Origin of the sequence: Micromonospora citrea, assembly GCF_049629545.1 — a bacterium.
Classification (GTDB): domain Bacteria; phylum Actinomycetota; class Actinomycetes; order Mycobacteriales; family Micromonosporaceae; genus Micromonospora; species Micromonospora citrea_A.
Genome location: NZ_JBNADX010000020.1, coordinates 94,676 through 110,492 on the forward strand (window position 1 = coordinate 94,676; position 15,817 = coordinate 110,492).

Consider the following 15,817-nt stretch of genomic DNA (forward strand, 5'->3'; position numbering starts at 1 on the left):
CGCCGGCACACGTCGGCCGGCCGACCGGCCCGTGCCGACCACGCCGCTGCGGCTGGCCCGGGTGATCACCGATCCGGCCGGGGCGACCGGAGCGGGTGGCCGGTACACCCCGGCCCTCGCCGACTACCTCACCGACCTGGCGAGGCTGCACGGTCTGCGCCGGCGGCCGGACGACTTCGCGGGCATCGCGCGTACCACGTTCACCGACCTGGTCCGCCCGCTGGTGACCGAGGTCGCCGACGCGCCCACCGACCTGATCGTGCTCGCCCACGTCACCCCCGACGCCGAGCCGGGCTGGCCGGCGAGCTTCCTGACCGGGGCCCTGCCGGGCGACCCGCTGGCGTTCGCGGTGGCCGACCAGGGCGTCGCCGCACCGTTCACGGCGCTACGGATCGCCGCCGCGTACGCCCGTGCCGACGGGCTCGACCGGGCGGTGGTCGTACTGCTGGACCAGGGCACGTTCCTCACGGCCGGACCGCCGCCCGAGGTCGGCGCCGGGCTGGTCGCGCTGGTGCTGGAGCGCGACGGCACGCTGGGAGAGCTGTCCACCCGGGTGGTCCCGGGGGTGCCGCCACCGCAGGCCCGGTCCGTCCTCGCGTCGTCGTTGGCCGACTTCGCCGGCGCGGTCGTCACCGGCTCGTCGCTGTCCCCGCCGCCGGCCGCGTCCACCGGGCCGCAGGGCCCGGTCGGGCTACCGGGGACCGGTCTCTGGCGTCAGCTGACCGATCGGCTGGCCGGCGGCGGGCCGGTGGTGCTCGCCGACTACGACCCCGCCGCCCGATGCCTGGGGATCTGCGTCGTGGCGCCACCGCCGGTCGCGGAGCCGGCACCGTGACCGGGCACGACTGGCGGCGATGTCGGCAGGTGGCCCGGACCGGGACCGTCGCCGACGCCCTGCGGCAGATTCGACCGGGCCCGGCATGGCGGGGCCGGTACGCCGTCGTCGCGGCCGGTCCGGACGAACCGGCTGCGGTGACCGACCCGCTGCTCGCGGCCGAAGGACTCGTCGTGGTACGTCGGCCGGGCGGCACCGAGCCTCCCGTACCGGCGGCCGCCGCACGTGAGGTGGCGCTCGCGATGGCCTGGCTGCGGCTGGGGCTCTCCGAGCGGCTGCTCGACGACTGTCTCGCGTATCTGGACGGGCGCACCACCGGCGGTGAGCCGCTGATCGGCCAGCAGTTGGTACGCGGCGAGCTGGCCGAGATCAGGATGGACCACCTGGAGGTGGCCGCCGTCCTCGACGACGCGACCCCGAGCAACGCCCACGTCCTCGACGTGCACCGCCGGATCACCGGCGCCGACCGGGCGCTGCTGCGACTGCTCGGCGCGAGCGGCTTCGTCGCCGACGGCCCGGGTCGGGTCGCGTACGTCTCCGAACTGCTCGCCGACGTGTACGCCGGAGGGTACGGCCATGTATGAACTGGACGGACGGCTGACCGCGCTGCGCACACGGGCCGCGGAGTGGGCCGGCGACCTCGCCACGGTCGCGCTCGACCTCGACCCCGACGCCGTGCACCGTGTGCTCGACACGCCGGTGATGCGCTACCTCGCCACCGCCCGGTACGCCCCGAGCGCCGACACGCCGACGCTGACCGCCGACGGGCACCGCTTCCACCTGGACAGCGTGCTCGAACAGGTAGTGTTCTTCGAGGAACTGGCCACGGTCGACGTCGGCGCCGTCCTCGCCGCGCCCGGAGCGCCGATGGCCGGCCCGCTGGTGGACCTGCTGGGGGACGAGGAGCAACGTGAGTGGTTCTTCGAGCAACTGCGCAGCCGACCGACGTGGGTCTTCTTCGCGCTCACCGAGCCCGCACACGGCTCCGACGCCGCCGGCCTGACGACACGGTTGGACCCGGACGGCGACGGCTTCCGGCTGACCGGCGCCAAACGGTACGTCGGCAACGCGCCACGCGCCCGGCTCGGCGTGGTCTTCGCGCGGGTCCGACCCGGGCCGCTGGGCCTGCGCGCGGTGCTGGTCACCGCCCCGGCGCCAGGTCTGACGATCGAGGCGCTGCCCACCATCGGGCTGCGCGGCGCGGCGCTCGGCGCGATCACCATGTCGTCCGTCGCGGTCACCGACGACCGGATGCTCGGCCGCCACCTGCCGGCCACCCGGCGTGGCGTGCTCAGTTGGGTGCGCGTGTTCAACCGCATCCGTCCCCGCGTCGCCGCGATGGGAATCGGCATCGCGCGCGCCGCCTGCCAGTACGTGCGCGCACACCGGCGCGCCCTGCGGCCGGCCGAGCGCGACCGGCTCGATGCGCTGTGCCGGCGCGTCGAGGGGGTCCGACAACTCAACCTGGCCGCCGCGGCGGCGGTGGACGCCGACCCGGCGGACGGCCGGCTGGCCTCCGCCGCCAAGGCCCGGGCCGCCCGGCTGGCCGAAGACGTCACGGTGGCCAGCCTGGAGTTCTTCGGCTCCGGCGCCCGCCTCGACCATCCGCTGCTCGGCAAGCTGGCCCGCGACGCCCGCGGCGTTGAGTTCATGGAGGGCGCATCGAATGTGCAGAAGCTGATCGTCTCCCAAGACCTGATCCGGAGGGGTCATCCGACATGACACAAGAGACCTGGGACGTAGCGGGCGCGGACGGCGCCTCGGTGCGACGGGCGATCGCCCGGCTGGCGGTCCCGATGGCGTTGGCCGAGGTGGCGGGCCTGCTGGTGCTGGTCGGCGTGATGGCGCTGATGGGCAGGATGGGCGATGAGGCGCTCTACGTCCGGGCGCTGTACCTGCCGATCGGCCACCTGTTCATCGCGGTCTACGTCGCCTTCGGCTTCAGCAACCAGGTCGCGGCGGCGATCAGCCGTGGACGAGGCCGACCCGAGGACGTCGCGCCGATGGCGATGAGCTTCGTCCGGATGTGGGCGGTGGTGTCCGTGGTGCTCGCGGCCGCCGCTCTGCTGGCCGCCCCGCTGCTCGCGGACGTGTTCGACGTGCCCGACGCGTCCCGGCCCGACTTCGTGGCGTTCCTGCGCTGGATGGCGGTCGCGGAGCTGCTCCAGGTCGCCTCGATCCTCTGCTCGTCGAGTCTGCGCGGCTTCGGGCACGCGGGTGCCGGCGCCGCGGTGGTGGTGGTGAGCGCCGTCGTGCAGTTCGCCGGGGTGGCCCTGCTCGGGCTGGCGGCCGGGATGGGCGCGATGAGCGTTCCGCTGTCGATCGCGGTGGGCTCGGTCGTCGGCGCGCTGCTCGGGGTGTGGCTGATGCGCCGGCACGGCCTGCTCCGCCTCGGTGCGGAACTGACCCGTTGGCAGCCGGAATCGGTGCGGCACATCCGGGCGGTCGGCCTGCCGGTGGCCACCACGCAACTCATCCTGTTCGGCGCGAACTTCGGGCTGCTGTGGGTGCTCGGCGACTTCGGCCCGCGGGTCATCGCCGGCTTCTCCAGCGCGGTGACCCTGCAGTTCCTGGTGCTGATGCCGGCGATCGTGCTGGGATCGGCCACAGCGATCGTGCTCAACCAGCAGCGCGGCGCCGGCCGGGCCGACTGGTTGCCGGGCACCATGCACAACGGGCTGGCCATCACGGTCGGGGTCTATCTGCTCGTCTCCGTCGTCATGTGGGCCGGCAGCGACCTGTTCGGCCGGTTGATGACGGACACACCGAGCATCGCCGACCAGACCGCGCTGTACCTGAGCACGGTCGGCCTCACCTACGTCCTGATGGGACCGGTGCTCACCTCGCTGACCGTGATGGAGCAGATCGGCTCGGGCCTGCTCGCGGTCGTGTTGAACCTGGTCTACTTCGCCGCGATCGTCGTGATCGGCGCGATCGTCGTGGCTGCCGTGCCGGAACCGGTGGCGCTCTACCGGACGATCGCCTGGTGCAACCTCGCCGGGGTGGTCGTGGTGCTGGCCGGCCTGCACGCGGTGCGCCGCGCGAGTCGGCTGCCGGCTCCCGCCGGGCCGGCCCCGGCGCCGGTCGGCGGTGGCCCGGCATAACGGGCAGCGTGCACCCCACGCGCGGTGCCCGCGGCGAGCCTCCCCTCCGGCCCGCCGCGGGCACCGGCCCGTTCTCGCTGCCCGACGGGGTGGTCCACCTCTGGCCGATCGCGCTGGATCAACCGCCGTCGGTGGTGGCGACGCTGCACACGACGCTGGACCCCGGGGAGCGCCGCCGCGCGGCGGAGCACGGCGATGCCGCCCTGTCCCGGCGATTCGTCGTCGCCCGCGGCGTGGCGCGGGTCGTGCTCGGCCGCTACCTGGACCGGCCGGCGGCGTCGCTGTGCTGGTCGACCGGGCGCTGGGGCAAGCCGGCGCTGGCCGACGCGGCGACGCTCTGCTTCAACCTCGCGCACACAGCCGACGTCGCGTTGCTCGCGATCACCGGGGGACGCCCGGTGGGCGTCGACATCGAGCGGCGACGAACCGGCTTTCCCGCCACGACCTTTGCCGACCGGTACTTCCCTGCGGTCGAGCGGGACCTCGTCCGCACCGGCGGTCCGGACGCCTTCCTGCGCCTGTGGACCCGCAAGGAGGCCTGGGTCAAGGCGGCGGGGGACCGGGTAGGGCGGGGCCTGGCCCTGCCGGTCGCCGGCACCGGCCCCGTTCTTCCGGTACGTGACCCGGCCGGCCGGATCCCGGGCAGCTGGCTGCTGCACGACCTGCCGGCCCCGCCCGGGCACGCGGCCTGTGTGGCGCTCGCCGGGACCCGGCCGGTCCGTCCACTCTGGCCTGCCACAACCGTTTCGACACCACCATTCCTGCATTTAAACATCCCGGATCGGTGTTTCTTTCACGTTGCGGAGCCCTTCTGCCCGACGTGACGGCTCCTTGTCCGGATGGCAGGATCGGTGACATGGCGCTTCGTTATCTCGGCAACGGCCCCTATTGCACGGCAAACTCGCTCTCCATCATTTTCGGCGATGACGGGCCGGGTCCTGCGACAATTGAGGTGCTCACCGGATCGCCATATGGGATTTCCATTCACGGCGATGACGAGCACACATATTTCACGCCGGACCGGTGGAACCCGGAGTTCGGCATGACCAGGGCGCTCGACCTGCTCGGCTGGGAGTGCGACCGCAGCGCCGGCTCGGCCGACGACGCCGTCGCGGTCCTGCGCCGGGCCAGCCGTGAGTCGCCGGTGCTCGTCGGTCCGGTCGAGATGGGGCTGCTGCCGTACATCCCCGGTCTCGGCCGGGCGATCGGCGCCGACCACAACGTGGTGGTCGTCGGCATGGAGGGCGACCTGGTCCGGGCGCACGACGTGCAGGGCTGGCCGTACGTCACGATGCCGCTGGAGAGCCTGCTCAAGGCCTGGCAGACGGACACCTTCGCCTACCAGGTCGAGGCGTACGCGGTGCGCGCGAACTTCCGTCGCTCTCGGCCCGTCGACCCGCACACGGCGCTGCGCCGGTCGCTGCCGGCCGCGATCGAGCTGCTGGACGGGCCGGAGTCGGCCGCCGCCGCCGAACGGTCGGCGCAGATCGTCGAGGCCGGCCTGACCAACATGCAGTACAAGTACCTGGTCGAGTACCAGGTGCAGGCCGGCGCCCGGCGCCTCGCCGACGCCACGGTGCTGCTGGCGGAGATCGGATGCCACCGCGCGGCCGCGGTCACCGACCGGCAGGCCCTGCTGATCGGCTCGTTGCAGTTGCAACTGGTGACGCACCAGGCCGCCCAGGCGGCGGCGACCTTCCGGGAACTGGCGCCCACCTACGGCCGGCTCCGGCGGGCACTGATCGAGGATCTCGATTAGGCGCGCGGCGTACAAAGCGAATTCGGAGATTCAACCCCAGTGAAAGGTTGGTTTCATGTCCACGTCCATGGCACAAGATTCCGCTGCCCTTTCCGCAGCCATCGGAAAGGTGATGGGCGACGTTCTCCAGCGCGGTGCGCTGGCCCCGAACGACGATTTCTTCGACAGTGGCGGCGATTCGCTTCGCGCCATTGAGGTGCTGCAACGGCTGATCGCGGAGGACGGAATTCCGCCGGTCGTCGGATCGACCGACATGCAGGCGATCCTGCTCGAGGAGATCTTCGAGAAGCCGACGCCGTCGGCCCTGGCGGCGGTGGTGAGTGAGCACCTGCGCTGACCGGCGACGGCGCCGACCGGCCAGCTACCGAGGGAGGGTGGATGTTCATCGAACCGCGCGACGCCCACGCGCCCGCCGTGCGGGTGGCCATACCGGACGGTGCCGGGGTCGACACCAGTTGGGCCGCCCTGGGCGACACCGCCGCGGCGATGACCGACCGGGCCCGACGGCTGCGGCGCGACGCCCCGGTCGTGGTGGTGGTCGACGGGACGGCGGACAGCATCGCGACCGTGCTCGGCCTGGTCGACGCCGGCGTGGACGTCCTCCTGCTGGAGGAGCGCACCTCGCACCTGGCCGATCCGCAGTCACCGGTGCACCGCCTCGCGAGCCCGGCCGTCATCGGTCCACCGTCGATGCCGGACGCGTCGACGCCGCACGGGCCGCTCCGGCTCAGCTACGACGCGGTGCGGCAACCGGGCCGGCTGCCCGCCGCGGCGGTCGGCGGGGCGGCCACCGCGACGACCAGCGGCCGCCCCGGCGAGATCCTGCAACTCACCTCGGGCTCCACCGGTCAGCCGCGCATCGCCCGGCAGACCCTCGACAACGTGCTCGCCGGCGCCCGGGCGTACTGCGAGCTCTTCCGGATCACCGGCGCGGACGTCGTGCTCGTCGCCGTGCCGGTGGCGCACTCCTACGGCCTGGCCGGCACGCTCGCCGCCCTGCTCTCGCAGGCGCTGCTGGTCACGCTGCCCCGGTTCAGCATCCGGGCGCTGGTCGCCGGGCTGGACGACGGAGCAACCGTGCTGCTCGGCACCCCGCTGCTCTACAAGCTGCTGGTGCCCGTGCTGGCGGCGCGACGACGACCGACCCGGGTGCGGATCGCGCTGTCCGCAGGCGGGCCGCTCGACGCCGACACCGCCGCCCGCATCGGTGACCTGCTGGGCAGCCCGATCCGGCAGATCTACGGCATCACCGAGGCGGGGCTGGTCGCCTGTGTGCCGCAGGCGCTCACCGACTGGCCGGCCGGGTCGGTCGGGCCCGCCGCCCCCGGCGTCACCCTGCGCATCGACGGCGAGGTCGGCGCCGGCGCGGTGGACACGACGGCGACCACCGACACCGGCCCCGGCGGAGCGGCCCGGACCGGTCGTCTCCTGGTGCGCACCCCGGCGCTGTTCCGCGGCTACTGGGGCACACCGGAGCGGGGACTGACCGACGACGGCTTCTACGACACCGGCGACGTCGTCCGCCTCGACGCGGACGGGCACCTGTTCGTGCTCGGCCGCAACGACAGCTTCGTCAACGTCGGCGGCCGCAAGGTGAACCCGCGCCGCGTCGAGCAGGTGCTCACCGGCCACCCGCACGTGCAGGAGGCGTTCGTCTACGGCGCGGAGCGGCCCGACGGCGAGCAGGAGATCCACGCGGCCGTGGTGCTCGACCCGGCCACCACGGTCGACGAGGTGCTGGCGCACTGCCGGGCCGCCTCGCTGATGCCGTACGAGATTCCGCACCACGTCCACACCATCGACCGGCTGCCGCGCAGCGGCATGGGCAAGGTCGACCGGCAGCGGCTGCTCGCCCTGGTCGAACAGTCCCGGCCCGGCCCGGCAGCACACGTCCACCCGTGAACACACACCTATCTGGGGGTGACCCGATGACCACCACTGCTTCCCGCGAACCGCGCAGCATCGACGGAGTCGGCGAGACCGCGCTGTGGATGGCCGCAGCCCGGGCCCGCGAGAGCCGTCGTCCCGACCGGCTCTTCGACGACCCGTACGCCGAGAAGCTCGCCGGCCCGCGCGGGCCGGACCTGCTGCGCTACTACCACACCTCGCGCGGCGCGGACACCGGCAACCCGTACCTGGCGATCCGGCACCGCTGGTTCGACGAGTTCCTGCTCGAGTCGGCGTCGCCCGGCTGCCAGGTCGTCGGCCTCGGCGCCGGACTGGACACCCGCGCCTACCGGCTCGACTGGCCGGCCGACACCGTGCTGTACGAGGTGGACAAGGCCGCAGTGCTGGCGTACAAAGCCGAACACCTGTCGGCCGGCGCCGACGCGGCGCGCTGCGAGCGCCGGCTCGTGCCGGCCGACCTCAGCGAGGACTGGCTGGCCGCGCTGCGCGAGGCGGGCTTCGACCCGCAGCGGCCCTCCGTGTGGTTCGCCGAGGGCGTCTTCTTCTACCTGCCGGAGGAGAAGGCCGCGCAGGTCCTGCGGGACGTGCGGGGCGTCTCGGCGCCGGACAGCCGGATCGCCATCGACGTCATCGGGACCGGCATCTTCCGGTTCCCGTACACGCAGGACTACCTGCAGCGGCTCTCGGACGCAGGCGCGCCGTGGCGGTGGGGCACCGACGACCCGGCGGCCTGGATGCGCACCTGCGGCTGGACGGCGGACGCGGTCCTCGAGCCGGGCAACAAGGGCGCCAGCTTCGGCCGGTGGAGCGAGCACGCCTCGCCGCCGGACGTGCCGAACCTGCCCCGGATCTATCTGATCAGCGCCCGCCCGGGCACCGACTGACCGGTGATGGCCCACGAACCTGCGGCGGCGGCCGGGATCGCCAGCGTGGACGACCTGCGCCGACTGGCCCGCGCGAAGCTCCCCGGCCCCGTCTGGGACTACGTGACCGGCGGCGCCGGGGAGGAGCGGACGGTCCGGGCCAACCGCGACGCGTTCCGCCGGCTCCCGCTGCTGCCCCGGGTGCTCGTCGACGTGGCCGCGCGGGACCCGCGCACCACCGTCCTGGGCACCGGGGTGGCCGCGCCGGTCGGCATCGCGCCGACGTCCTACCAGACCCTGGCCCATCCGGACGGGGAACTGGCCACGGCCCGGGCAGCCGGATCGCGGGGCCTGCTCGACGTGGTGAGCGTCTTCTCCAGCGTGTCGCTGGAGGACGTCGCGAAGGTGGCCACCGGACCGCTGTGGTTCCAGCTCTACTGCCTCCGCGACCGGGGGGTGACCCGGGAGTTGGTGCAGCGGGCCGCGGCGGCCGGCTACCGGGCGCTGGTGCTCGGCGTCGACCTGCCGGTGATCGGCTACCGCGACCGGGACATCCGCAACCGGTTCCGACTGCCACCCTCGGTGGCGCCGGTCAACCTGCCGACCGGCGTCGCCCCCGGCGGCAGCGTCCTCGTGGAGCTGAACCGGGCGCTGGTGGACCCCGCGCTGACCTGGCGGGACGTCGAGTGGATCCGGGAGATCAGCCCGCTGCCGCTCGTGGTCAAGGGAATCGTCGCGGCAGACGACGCCGACCGGGCCGCGCGGATCGGCGCCGACGCGGTGCTGGTCTCCAACCACGGCGGACGGCAACTGGACGGCGCCCCGGCGAGCATCACCGCGCTGCCCGACGTGGTGAGCGCGGTGGCCGACCGGTGCGAGGTGTACCTCGACAGCGGGGTGCGGCGTGGCACCGACGTGCTGGCGGCGGTGGCCCGGGGCGCCCGGATGGCGTTCGTCGGCCGCCCGGTCATGTGGGGGCTGGCCGCCGGCGGAGAGGACGGGGTGCGTACCGCCCTCGACCTGTACCTGACCGAACTCGACCTGGCCATGGCGGTGTGTGGGTGCCCGGACGTGCCGAGCATCGGGCCACACCTGCTCGGGCCGACCGACCGACCGGACGACCGCCCGGCCGACAGGTAGCACGACCGCGTGCCGACGATTGCGAGGGGTTACTGGTGGATCCGTTTGTCCGTACCGCCGACAAGGCGCCGTACCACCATCTGTGGACCGAGCAGAACCAGAGCCAGCCGCCGGAGACCGCCATCGACAGTCCACTGCTGACCCTGGAACACACCTCGGACGTCAACCCGCTCGAACCCGAGCAGGTCGCCGAGGCCCGGCGGGTGCTGCGGCAGCGCCGTGCCCTCGTCGACGAGGGCCGCACGGATCTGCGGGAGTCGGTGGTCCAGGGGCAGCGGCAGGTCGTCGAACGGTTCCTGGCCGGGCGGCGGGCCCGCTTCGGGATCGCGCAGAGCCGCCCGCTCGACGACGTCCCGGCGCTGGTGCGCGAGGGCCGGGACATCTTCATCGTGGTCAAGTTCATGGACGAGCGGCCCCATCTCGCCGCCACCCTGGCGTCGCTGGTGCGTCAGCGCGACGTCGACCTCGGCCGAGTGGTGATCCTGGCGGTGGACGGCAACTCGACCGACGGCTCCGACGCCGTCGTGCGGGACGCCATCGCGGGCAACCCCGGCGCGGCGCGCATCGAGTACCGCAACCAGACCATGCCGGGCGCCGGCAACGCCGCCCGCCTCGGCGTCGACACCTGCATCGCCACCGTGTACGAGATGTGCCGGACCGACGGCCGCTGGGACCGGTTGCAGACCGCGACGATCGCCGTGTCCGACGGCGACACCGTCTACCATCCGTCGACGGTCGGCACCATCCGGCGGATGCTCGACGAGGACCCGACGGTCGACGCCGTCATGCCGTTCCTGACCTACAAGTTCACCGCCGCTCTCCGGCTGTTCCAGGACTACCGGCCGGCGGACCCGGAGGAACTGCGCCGACGGGCCGCGGACACCGAGCCCGTCCCGGTGGGCGCGGACCTGACCACCCTGCACGCGCACCGCAGGCTGCCGCGTGCCGGCCGGCAGCGTGACGGGGAGACCGTGCGGCTGACCGACGACGACGGCGTCACGGTGAGCGTCCCGCTGTCGGCGGTGGATCCGTACGGTCGGCGGTTCGGCGTGCTCGCCGACCGGGACGGCCGGCGCGGGTACCTCTTCGAGGACCGCAACCTGGTGCTCGCCGAGGCCCCGGTGTCCGGCTTCGACGCCGCCCTGGTCTTTCTGGAGAACGGCGGGGTCCGGCCGGACGAGAAGTGGCGTTGGCACACGGTGGTCGGCCACGACCTCTTCCTGTACTGGTCCTTCGCGGGCATGGGACTGCCGGAGAGCATGGTCTTCCCGGACACCAGCGACGCCCTCAAGACGGCCCGGGTGTGGAGCCTCGCCATCGGCGGACAGCACCAGCTCAGCCGGCCGGGGCTGCGGATCGCCACCGGCAGCGACTACCAGTCCGGGCGGGTGCTTCAGGCCATCGGCTGCACCGTGCGGCTCGGGCCGGCCGAGGTGTTCACCGAGACGGAGACCGACCGGCTGATCAAGATGATCCGCAACTTCGTCCGCCGGCAGTCCGTGTTCTACGGCGAGACCCGCAGCGCCGCACTGGAACGCGCCACCGGCTTGTACGTGCACATGACCCGGATCCAGAACGAGATCGAGCGGGAGCTGCGCGACGACTACGACGACGAGGTGTTCGCGCAGACGGCGTTCCCGGAGCGGGTGATCTTCCCGCTGCGGTGGATGCTGCAGAACGCCGTCCGGTACGCCGCACACGGTGAGCCGGAGCACGAGACCGTCCGGGCGCGGGTGCTGCGGGTGATGTTCCGGCCCGACACGGCCGCCCGCATCGACCGCGACATCCTCACCCCGGCCACCCTGTCGGCGGTGGCCGACGCCACGTACCACCGCAAGCAGGAACTGGCCGAACGGGCCGCCGAGACGATCATCACCGACCACTATGTGGAGATCATGGAGTTCTATCAGGCCACGCTGCGTGACTTCTTCGCCGCTCACGAGGTGCCCGCGCACTGTTGGTCGTGGCTGCTCGACGGGGTGGCCGAGTCCCGCAACGCGCTGCGGGAGCAACCGCCCAAGGTCGATCCGGCCGCGGTCTGGGACGGCGCGGAGTTCGACATCGACGTCGCGCGCGGCCAGGTCGTCGGGCTGCGGGAGCGACGCTGACGGGGGTCCGGGGGGCCTTGGACGCGACGACAGGACAGGAGGAGCCATGAAGGCGGTTGTCACCGCCGACCCCGACGGCACGCGGGAGGTCCACGACGTGTCGACCCCCGGTCCGGGCCCGGAGCAGGCGCCGATCAAGGGGCCGGCCGGCGCGGAAGCCGGCACCGAGACGATGGACCGGGTCGCCGACGGGGACGCGTCGCTCCCGGCCGTCACCGGCCCCGGCGGACGAGGGTGAACGGCATGGCCGTCCGCTACGTCGGCGATGGCCCGAACTGCTACGCCGACGCGCTGACCATGGCGCTCGGCCCGGACGGTCCCGGTCCCGCCGCCATCGAGGTGCTCACCGGATCGCCGTACGGCCTGACGTTGCACGGCCCGGACCTGCCGGTCCTCTCCCCGCCGGGGTGGAACCCGGAGATCGGCGTCACGGCCGCGCTCGACCTGCTCGGCTGGACCTGCGAGCGGACCAGCGGCTCGGTCGACGAGGCGATCGCCCGCATCGCGCAGGCCACCCCGACCAACCCGGTCGTCACCGGCCCGCTCGAGATGGGTCTGCTGCCGCACCACCCCGATCTGGGGCAGGCGATCGGCACGGAGCACTACCTTCTGGTCCTCGGGCTGGAGGGCGACATCGTCCGGATGCACGATCCGCGTGGTTTCCCCTACGCGACGCTGCCCCTGGACTCGTTCCTCGCCGCGTGGCAGACCGACGCGTTCGTGTACCCGGTGCAGCCGTTCATCACCCGCAGCGCGTTCCGCCGGGTCCGCGAGGTCGACCTGGCCACCGCGCTGCGCGGCTCACTGCCCGCGGCGGTCCGCTGGCTCGCCGCCCCGGACGCGGCGTCCACCGCCGAGCGGATCGCCCGGATCGTCGAGGACGGGCTCACCGACTCGCAGTACAAGTACCTCGTGGAGTACGCGGTCAAAGGCGGTGCCCGCCGGCTCGGCGACGCCGCCGTGCTGCTCGGCGAGATCGGGTGTGCCGGCCCGGCCCGGGTCCTGGAGCACCAGGCTCGCCTCGTCGGCGCCCTTCAGCATCCGCTCGTGGCCGGGGACCGGGCGACGGCTGCGGCTCTGTGGCGTGCGCTGGGACCCACCTACGCACAGCTGCACGACGAGCTGACGCGGGCCCTCGACGTCAGTCCCGCCGGGTCGGCGGCGAAGCCGGCGGCGGCCTGACCGACCGGCGCGGCCGACGGGCAGAGTGGCGTTGCGTCGGGGCGTGCCCTGATGCGGCCGTGCCGGCCCGGCCCGGAGGCCGGGTGCCGACGTGCTCCCGGCTCCACCTGGCAGACCGGCTCACCGCCGGCGCCCTCCGGGTAGTCCTCCCGGATACCGGTCGTCGAGGTGCCGGCCCTGCACGGCGGCCTGCTCAACCGTCGCGCCATCCACGAGCGCGCGGTGCAGTTCCCGGCCGGGCAGCCGGTGGCACAGCCCTGGCGCGGCTACGCCGTGCCGCAGCGACTCGGGGCCGCCTGGCAGTCCCCGCCGCTCGTGCCGGCCGTCAACCCGCTGTGGAGCACCTTCCGGGAAGGTGACCCGCCCTGAGCGGTCGTATCTGCCAACCTCGGTGAGATCGCGAGGGGACGCGTGCGTCGGCGGGCGCCGGGGGACGTGGCCGACGAGATCAGGCCGGCGCGGGGCAGGATGCAACCCGTCGCCGGTGGTGGTGCGCGACGCCGCAGTTCAAAGGGCGGGTCGGCACGACCAAAGCGCAACTAATGGTTGCGCGATGTCGGCTGCCCCGGTACCGTCATGCGCAACCAAATGTTGCAGGAGGGTGTCATGGAGTTCGGGACCATCGAGCGCGAGATCTACGTCGAGGCGTCGCCCGAGATCGTCTTCGAGGTGGTGAGCAGCCCCGAGCACCTCAAACAGTGGTGGCCGGACGACGCCCGGTACGACCCGACGCCCGGATCGACCGGGGAGATCGTCTTCGGGGACCGTGACGCCGGCGGAACAGTGGTGCCGTTCACCGTCGTCGACGCGCAACCGCCCCGGATGTTCGCGTTCCGCTGGACGCACCCGGCCGACCAGGTCGCGGCGGAGGGCAACTCGCTGCTGGTCACCTTCGACCTGACCCCGTCCGGCAGCGGGACGCTGCTCAGGATGACCGAGACCGGCTTCCGCGAGATGGGCTGGGAGGTCGCGCTCCTGGAGCAGCAGTACCAGGACCACGTCACCGGCTGGGACTTCTATCTGCCCCGGCTGGCGCCGTACGTCGCGACGCTGGAGCTGCGGCCGTGAGCCCCACCCTGACCGCAGAGGTCGACGACGACCTCTGGTCCGCGATCGGGGACCCGACCCGGCGCCGGATGCTCGACCTGCTGCTCATCGACGGCCACGGCACCGCGACCACGCTGAGTCAGCAGATGCCGGTCACCCGGCAGGCGGTGGCCAAGCACCTCACCGTCCTCGACCGGGTCGGCCTGGTCCGGGCGACGCCGACGGGCCGGGAGAAGCGGTACCAGGTCGACGACGCCCAACTCGCCCGCGCGGTGGCCCAGCTGGCGTCGGTCGGGTCCACCTGGGACGCCCGACTGCGGCGGATCAAGCGGATCGCCGAGGCGATCCAGCGCACCCGACCGGACTGACGACGAGATTGAGGAGAACCGAGATGGTGGACATCCTGCACCGGGTCGGGATCAAGACCCCGACCCCGGAGAAGGTCTACGACGCCCTGACGACCGTCGAGGGCCTCGCCAACTGGTGGACACACGACACGAAGGGCAGCGGCGACCTCGGCGGCGTCCTGGAGTTCCGGTTCCCCGCCGGTGGCTTCGACATGGAGGTCGTCGAGCTGCGGCCGGCCGAGCGGGTGACATGGCGGGTCGTCGACGGCCCCGAGGAGTGGATCGGCACGACGATCCACTGGGAGCTGCGCCAGAACGGCGACCACACCATCGTGCTCTTCACGCACCAGGGCTGGAAGGAGCCGGTGGAGTTCATGCACCACTGCAGCACCAAGTGGGCCACGTTCCTGATGAGCCTGAAGTCGCTGGTGGAGACCGGACGGGGCGCACCGGCGCCACACGACGTCCACATCGACGACTGGAACTGAACCGGATCCGAGCAACCAGGCTCGACCGACCCGCCGGCGGGAACCGTCCCCGCCAGCGGGTCGATCTCGCGCGTGTCCGCTGTCGTGTCGGTGCGGCGGGGGAGGGGCGGACGGGAACGACCGGACCGTGGTTGACTCACCGCCATGGAGCTGTACGTCGGCGAGCAGCAACTCCCCGCCGTCCTGGACCTGCCGGCCGGGCCGCCACGCGGCGGCCTCGCGGTGCTGCACGGCTCCCATGCCGGCACCCGGTCGTACTTCCTCTACGAGCACCTGGCCCGGCTGCTCCCGCCGGCCGGCTTCGCCGTGCTGCGCTACGACCGCCGCCCCCGGGTCGACGGCCGCGACGTGCCGCTGACCGCCCAGGCCGACGACGCGGCGGCAGCCCTGGACGTGCTGCGCCGGCAGGTCGGCGACGTCCCGGTCGGGCTGTGGGGGTTCAGCCAGGGCGCGTGGGCGGCGGCGCTGGCCGCCAGCCGGCACCGGGTCGACTTCCTCGCTCTCGTCGCGTGCAGTGGCGTCAGCCCCGCCCGGCAGATGCGGTACGGCACCGCCGAGCAACTGCGCCGCCACGGGTACGGTGACGCCGACCTCGCCGAGCTGGACCGGCTTCGGCGGGCGGCCGAGGCGTACCTGCGCGGCGACCTGCCTCGTCCGGTCGCCCAGGCGCAGCTGGACGCAGCCGTCGAGCGCCCCTGGTTCCCACTGGTGTTCCTGCCGCGCGAGATACCCGAGCCGGGCACCTGGACCGACATGGACTTCGACCCGGAGCCGGTCTTCGCCGCGCTGTCCTGCCCGGTGCTGCTCTGCTACGGCGAGACCGACGCCTGGACGCCGATCGAGGAGAGCCTGGCGGCCTGGCGCCGCGCCGCCCGCGCCGCGGAGTTGACCGTCGCCCGGCTGGCCGGCTGCGACCACGCGCCCACCCTGAACGAGGCCGAGGAGCTGGCCGGAATCAGCCCACAGTACGAGCGGGTCCTGCTCTCCTGGCTGGACGGGCGGCTTCCCGGCGTCGGGAGTTGACCCCGCCGCCGAG

16 protein-coding genes and 1 pseudogene are annotated in these 15,817 nt (G+C 73.2%); all 17 read left to right on the forward strand.

Going from position 1 to position 15,817, the window contains the following annotated elements:
* The first annotated feature begins 31 nt into the window (after positions 1-31).
* The 17 genes and pseudogenes from ACPFP2_RS21065 (at position 32) to ACPFP2_RS21145 (ending at position 15,804) form a co-directional block, all read left to right on the forward strand.
* Entirely contained in the window at positions 32-835 is an 804-nt protein-coding gene (locus ACPFP2_RS21065) for a hypothetical protein (RefSeq protein WP_424090886.1), read from the forward strand.
* Complete coding sequence (locus ACPFP2_RS21070; protein ID WP_424090887.1) at positions 781-1,419, forward strand: acyl-CoA dehydrogenase family protein; 639 nt, start codon at positions 781-783, stop codon at positions 1,417-1,419. Before ACPFP2_RS21065 ends, ACPFP2_RS21070 begins: the two co-directional genes overlap by 55 nt.
* Positions 1,412-2,557: an acyl-CoA dehydrogenase family protein gene (locus ACPFP2_RS21075; protein WP_424090888.1), complete on the forward strand. Its 1,146-nt coding sequence runs from the start codon at positions 1,412-1,414 to the stop codon at positions 2,555-2,557. Before ACPFP2_RS21070 ends, ACPFP2_RS21075 begins: the two co-directional genes overlap by 8 nt.
* Positions 2,554-3,939, forward strand: coding sequence for an MATE family efflux transporter (locus ACPFP2_RS21080; RefSeq protein WP_424090889.1), 1,386 nt, complete (start codon positions 2,554-2,556; stop codon positions 3,937-3,939). Before ACPFP2_RS21075 ends, ACPFP2_RS21080 begins: the two co-directional genes overlap by 4 nt.
* 8 nt (positions 3,940-3,947) lie before the next feature.
* Entirely contained in the window at positions 3,948-4,763 is an 816-nt protein-coding gene (locus tag ACPFP2_RS21085) for a 4'-phosphopantetheinyl transferase family protein (RefSeq protein ID WP_424090890.1), read from the forward strand.
* A 32-nt stretch (positions 4,764-4,795) separates the two neighbouring features.
* On the forward strand, positions 4,796-5,698 hold the full coding sequence (locus ACPFP2_RS21090) for a hypothetical protein (protein WP_424090891.1): 903 nt from the start codon (positions 4,796-4,798) through the stop codon (positions 5,696-5,698).
* Positions 5,699-5,753: 55 nt separating this feature from the next.
* Complete coding sequence (locus tag ACPFP2_RS21095) at positions 5,754-6,035, forward strand: phosphopantetheine-binding protein (RefSeq protein WP_424090892.1); 282 nt, start codon at positions 5,754-5,756, stop codon at positions 6,033-6,035.
* Positions 6,036-6,076: 41 nt separating this feature from the next.
* Positions 6,077-8,490, forward strand: a pseudogene (locus ACPFP2_RS21100) (SAM-dependent methyltransferase).
* A 6-nt stretch (positions 8,491-8,496) separates the two neighbouring features.
* Positions 8,497-9,609 carry an alpha-hydroxy acid oxidase gene (locus tag ACPFP2_RS21105; protein WP_424090893.1) on the forward strand — a complete coding sequence of 371 codons (1,113 nt, stop codon included), beginning with the start codon at positions 8,497-8,499 and terminating at the stop codon, positions 9,607-9,609.
* A 35-nt stretch (positions 9,610-9,644) separates the two neighbouring features.
* Complete coding sequence (locus ACPFP2_RS21110; protein WP_424090894.1) at positions 9,645-11,717, forward strand: glycosyltransferase; 2,073 nt, start codon at positions 9,645-9,647, stop codon at positions 11,715-11,717.
* A 46-nt stretch (positions 11,718-11,763) separates the two neighbouring features.
* The gene (locus ACPFP2_RS21115; protein WP_424090895.1) at positions 11,764-11,955 is read left to right on the forward strand and encodes a hypothetical protein; all 192 of its coding nucleotides are present in this window, start codon (positions 11,764-11,766) and stop codon (positions 11,953-11,955) included.
* A gap of 5 nt (positions 11,956-11,960) precedes the next feature.
* Entirely contained in the window at positions 11,961-12,899 is a 939-nt protein-coding gene (locus ACPFP2_RS21120) for a hypothetical protein (protein ID WP_424090896.1), read from the forward strand.
* 168 nt (positions 12,900-13,067) lie between these two features.
* Positions 13,068-13,268 (forward strand): hypothetical protein, encoded by a 201-nt coding sequence (locus ACPFP2_RS21125; RefSeq protein WP_424090897.1) that lies wholly within the window; start codon positions 13,068-13,070, stop codon positions 13,266-13,268.
* 237 nt (positions 13,269-13,505) lie between these two features.
* A complete protein-coding gene (locus tag ACPFP2_RS21130; RefSeq protein WP_424090898.1) occupies positions 13,506-13,967 on the forward strand; it encodes an SRPBCC family protein in 462 nt (153 codons plus the stop codon).
* 8 nt (positions 13,968-13,975) lie between these two features.
* Positions 13,976-14,314: an ArsR/SmtB family transcription factor gene (locus tag ACPFP2_RS21135; RefSeq protein ID WP_424090924.1), complete on the forward strand. Its 339-nt coding sequence runs from the start codon at positions 13,976-13,978 to the stop codon at positions 14,312-14,314.
* Between the two features lie 23 nt (positions 14,315-14,337).
* Entirely contained in the window at positions 14,338-14,781 is a 444-nt protein-coding gene (locus ACPFP2_RS21140) for an SRPBCC family protein (RefSeq protein ID WP_424090899.1), read from the forward strand.
* A gap of 144 nt (positions 14,782-14,925) precedes the next feature.
* The gene (locus ACPFP2_RS21145; RefSeq protein ID WP_424090900.1) at positions 14,926-15,804 is read left to right on the forward strand and encodes an alpha/beta fold hydrolase; all 879 of its coding nucleotides are present in this window, start codon (positions 14,926-14,928) and stop codon (positions 15,802-15,804) included.
* The last annotated feature ends 13 nt before the right edge of the window (positions 15,805-15,817 follow it).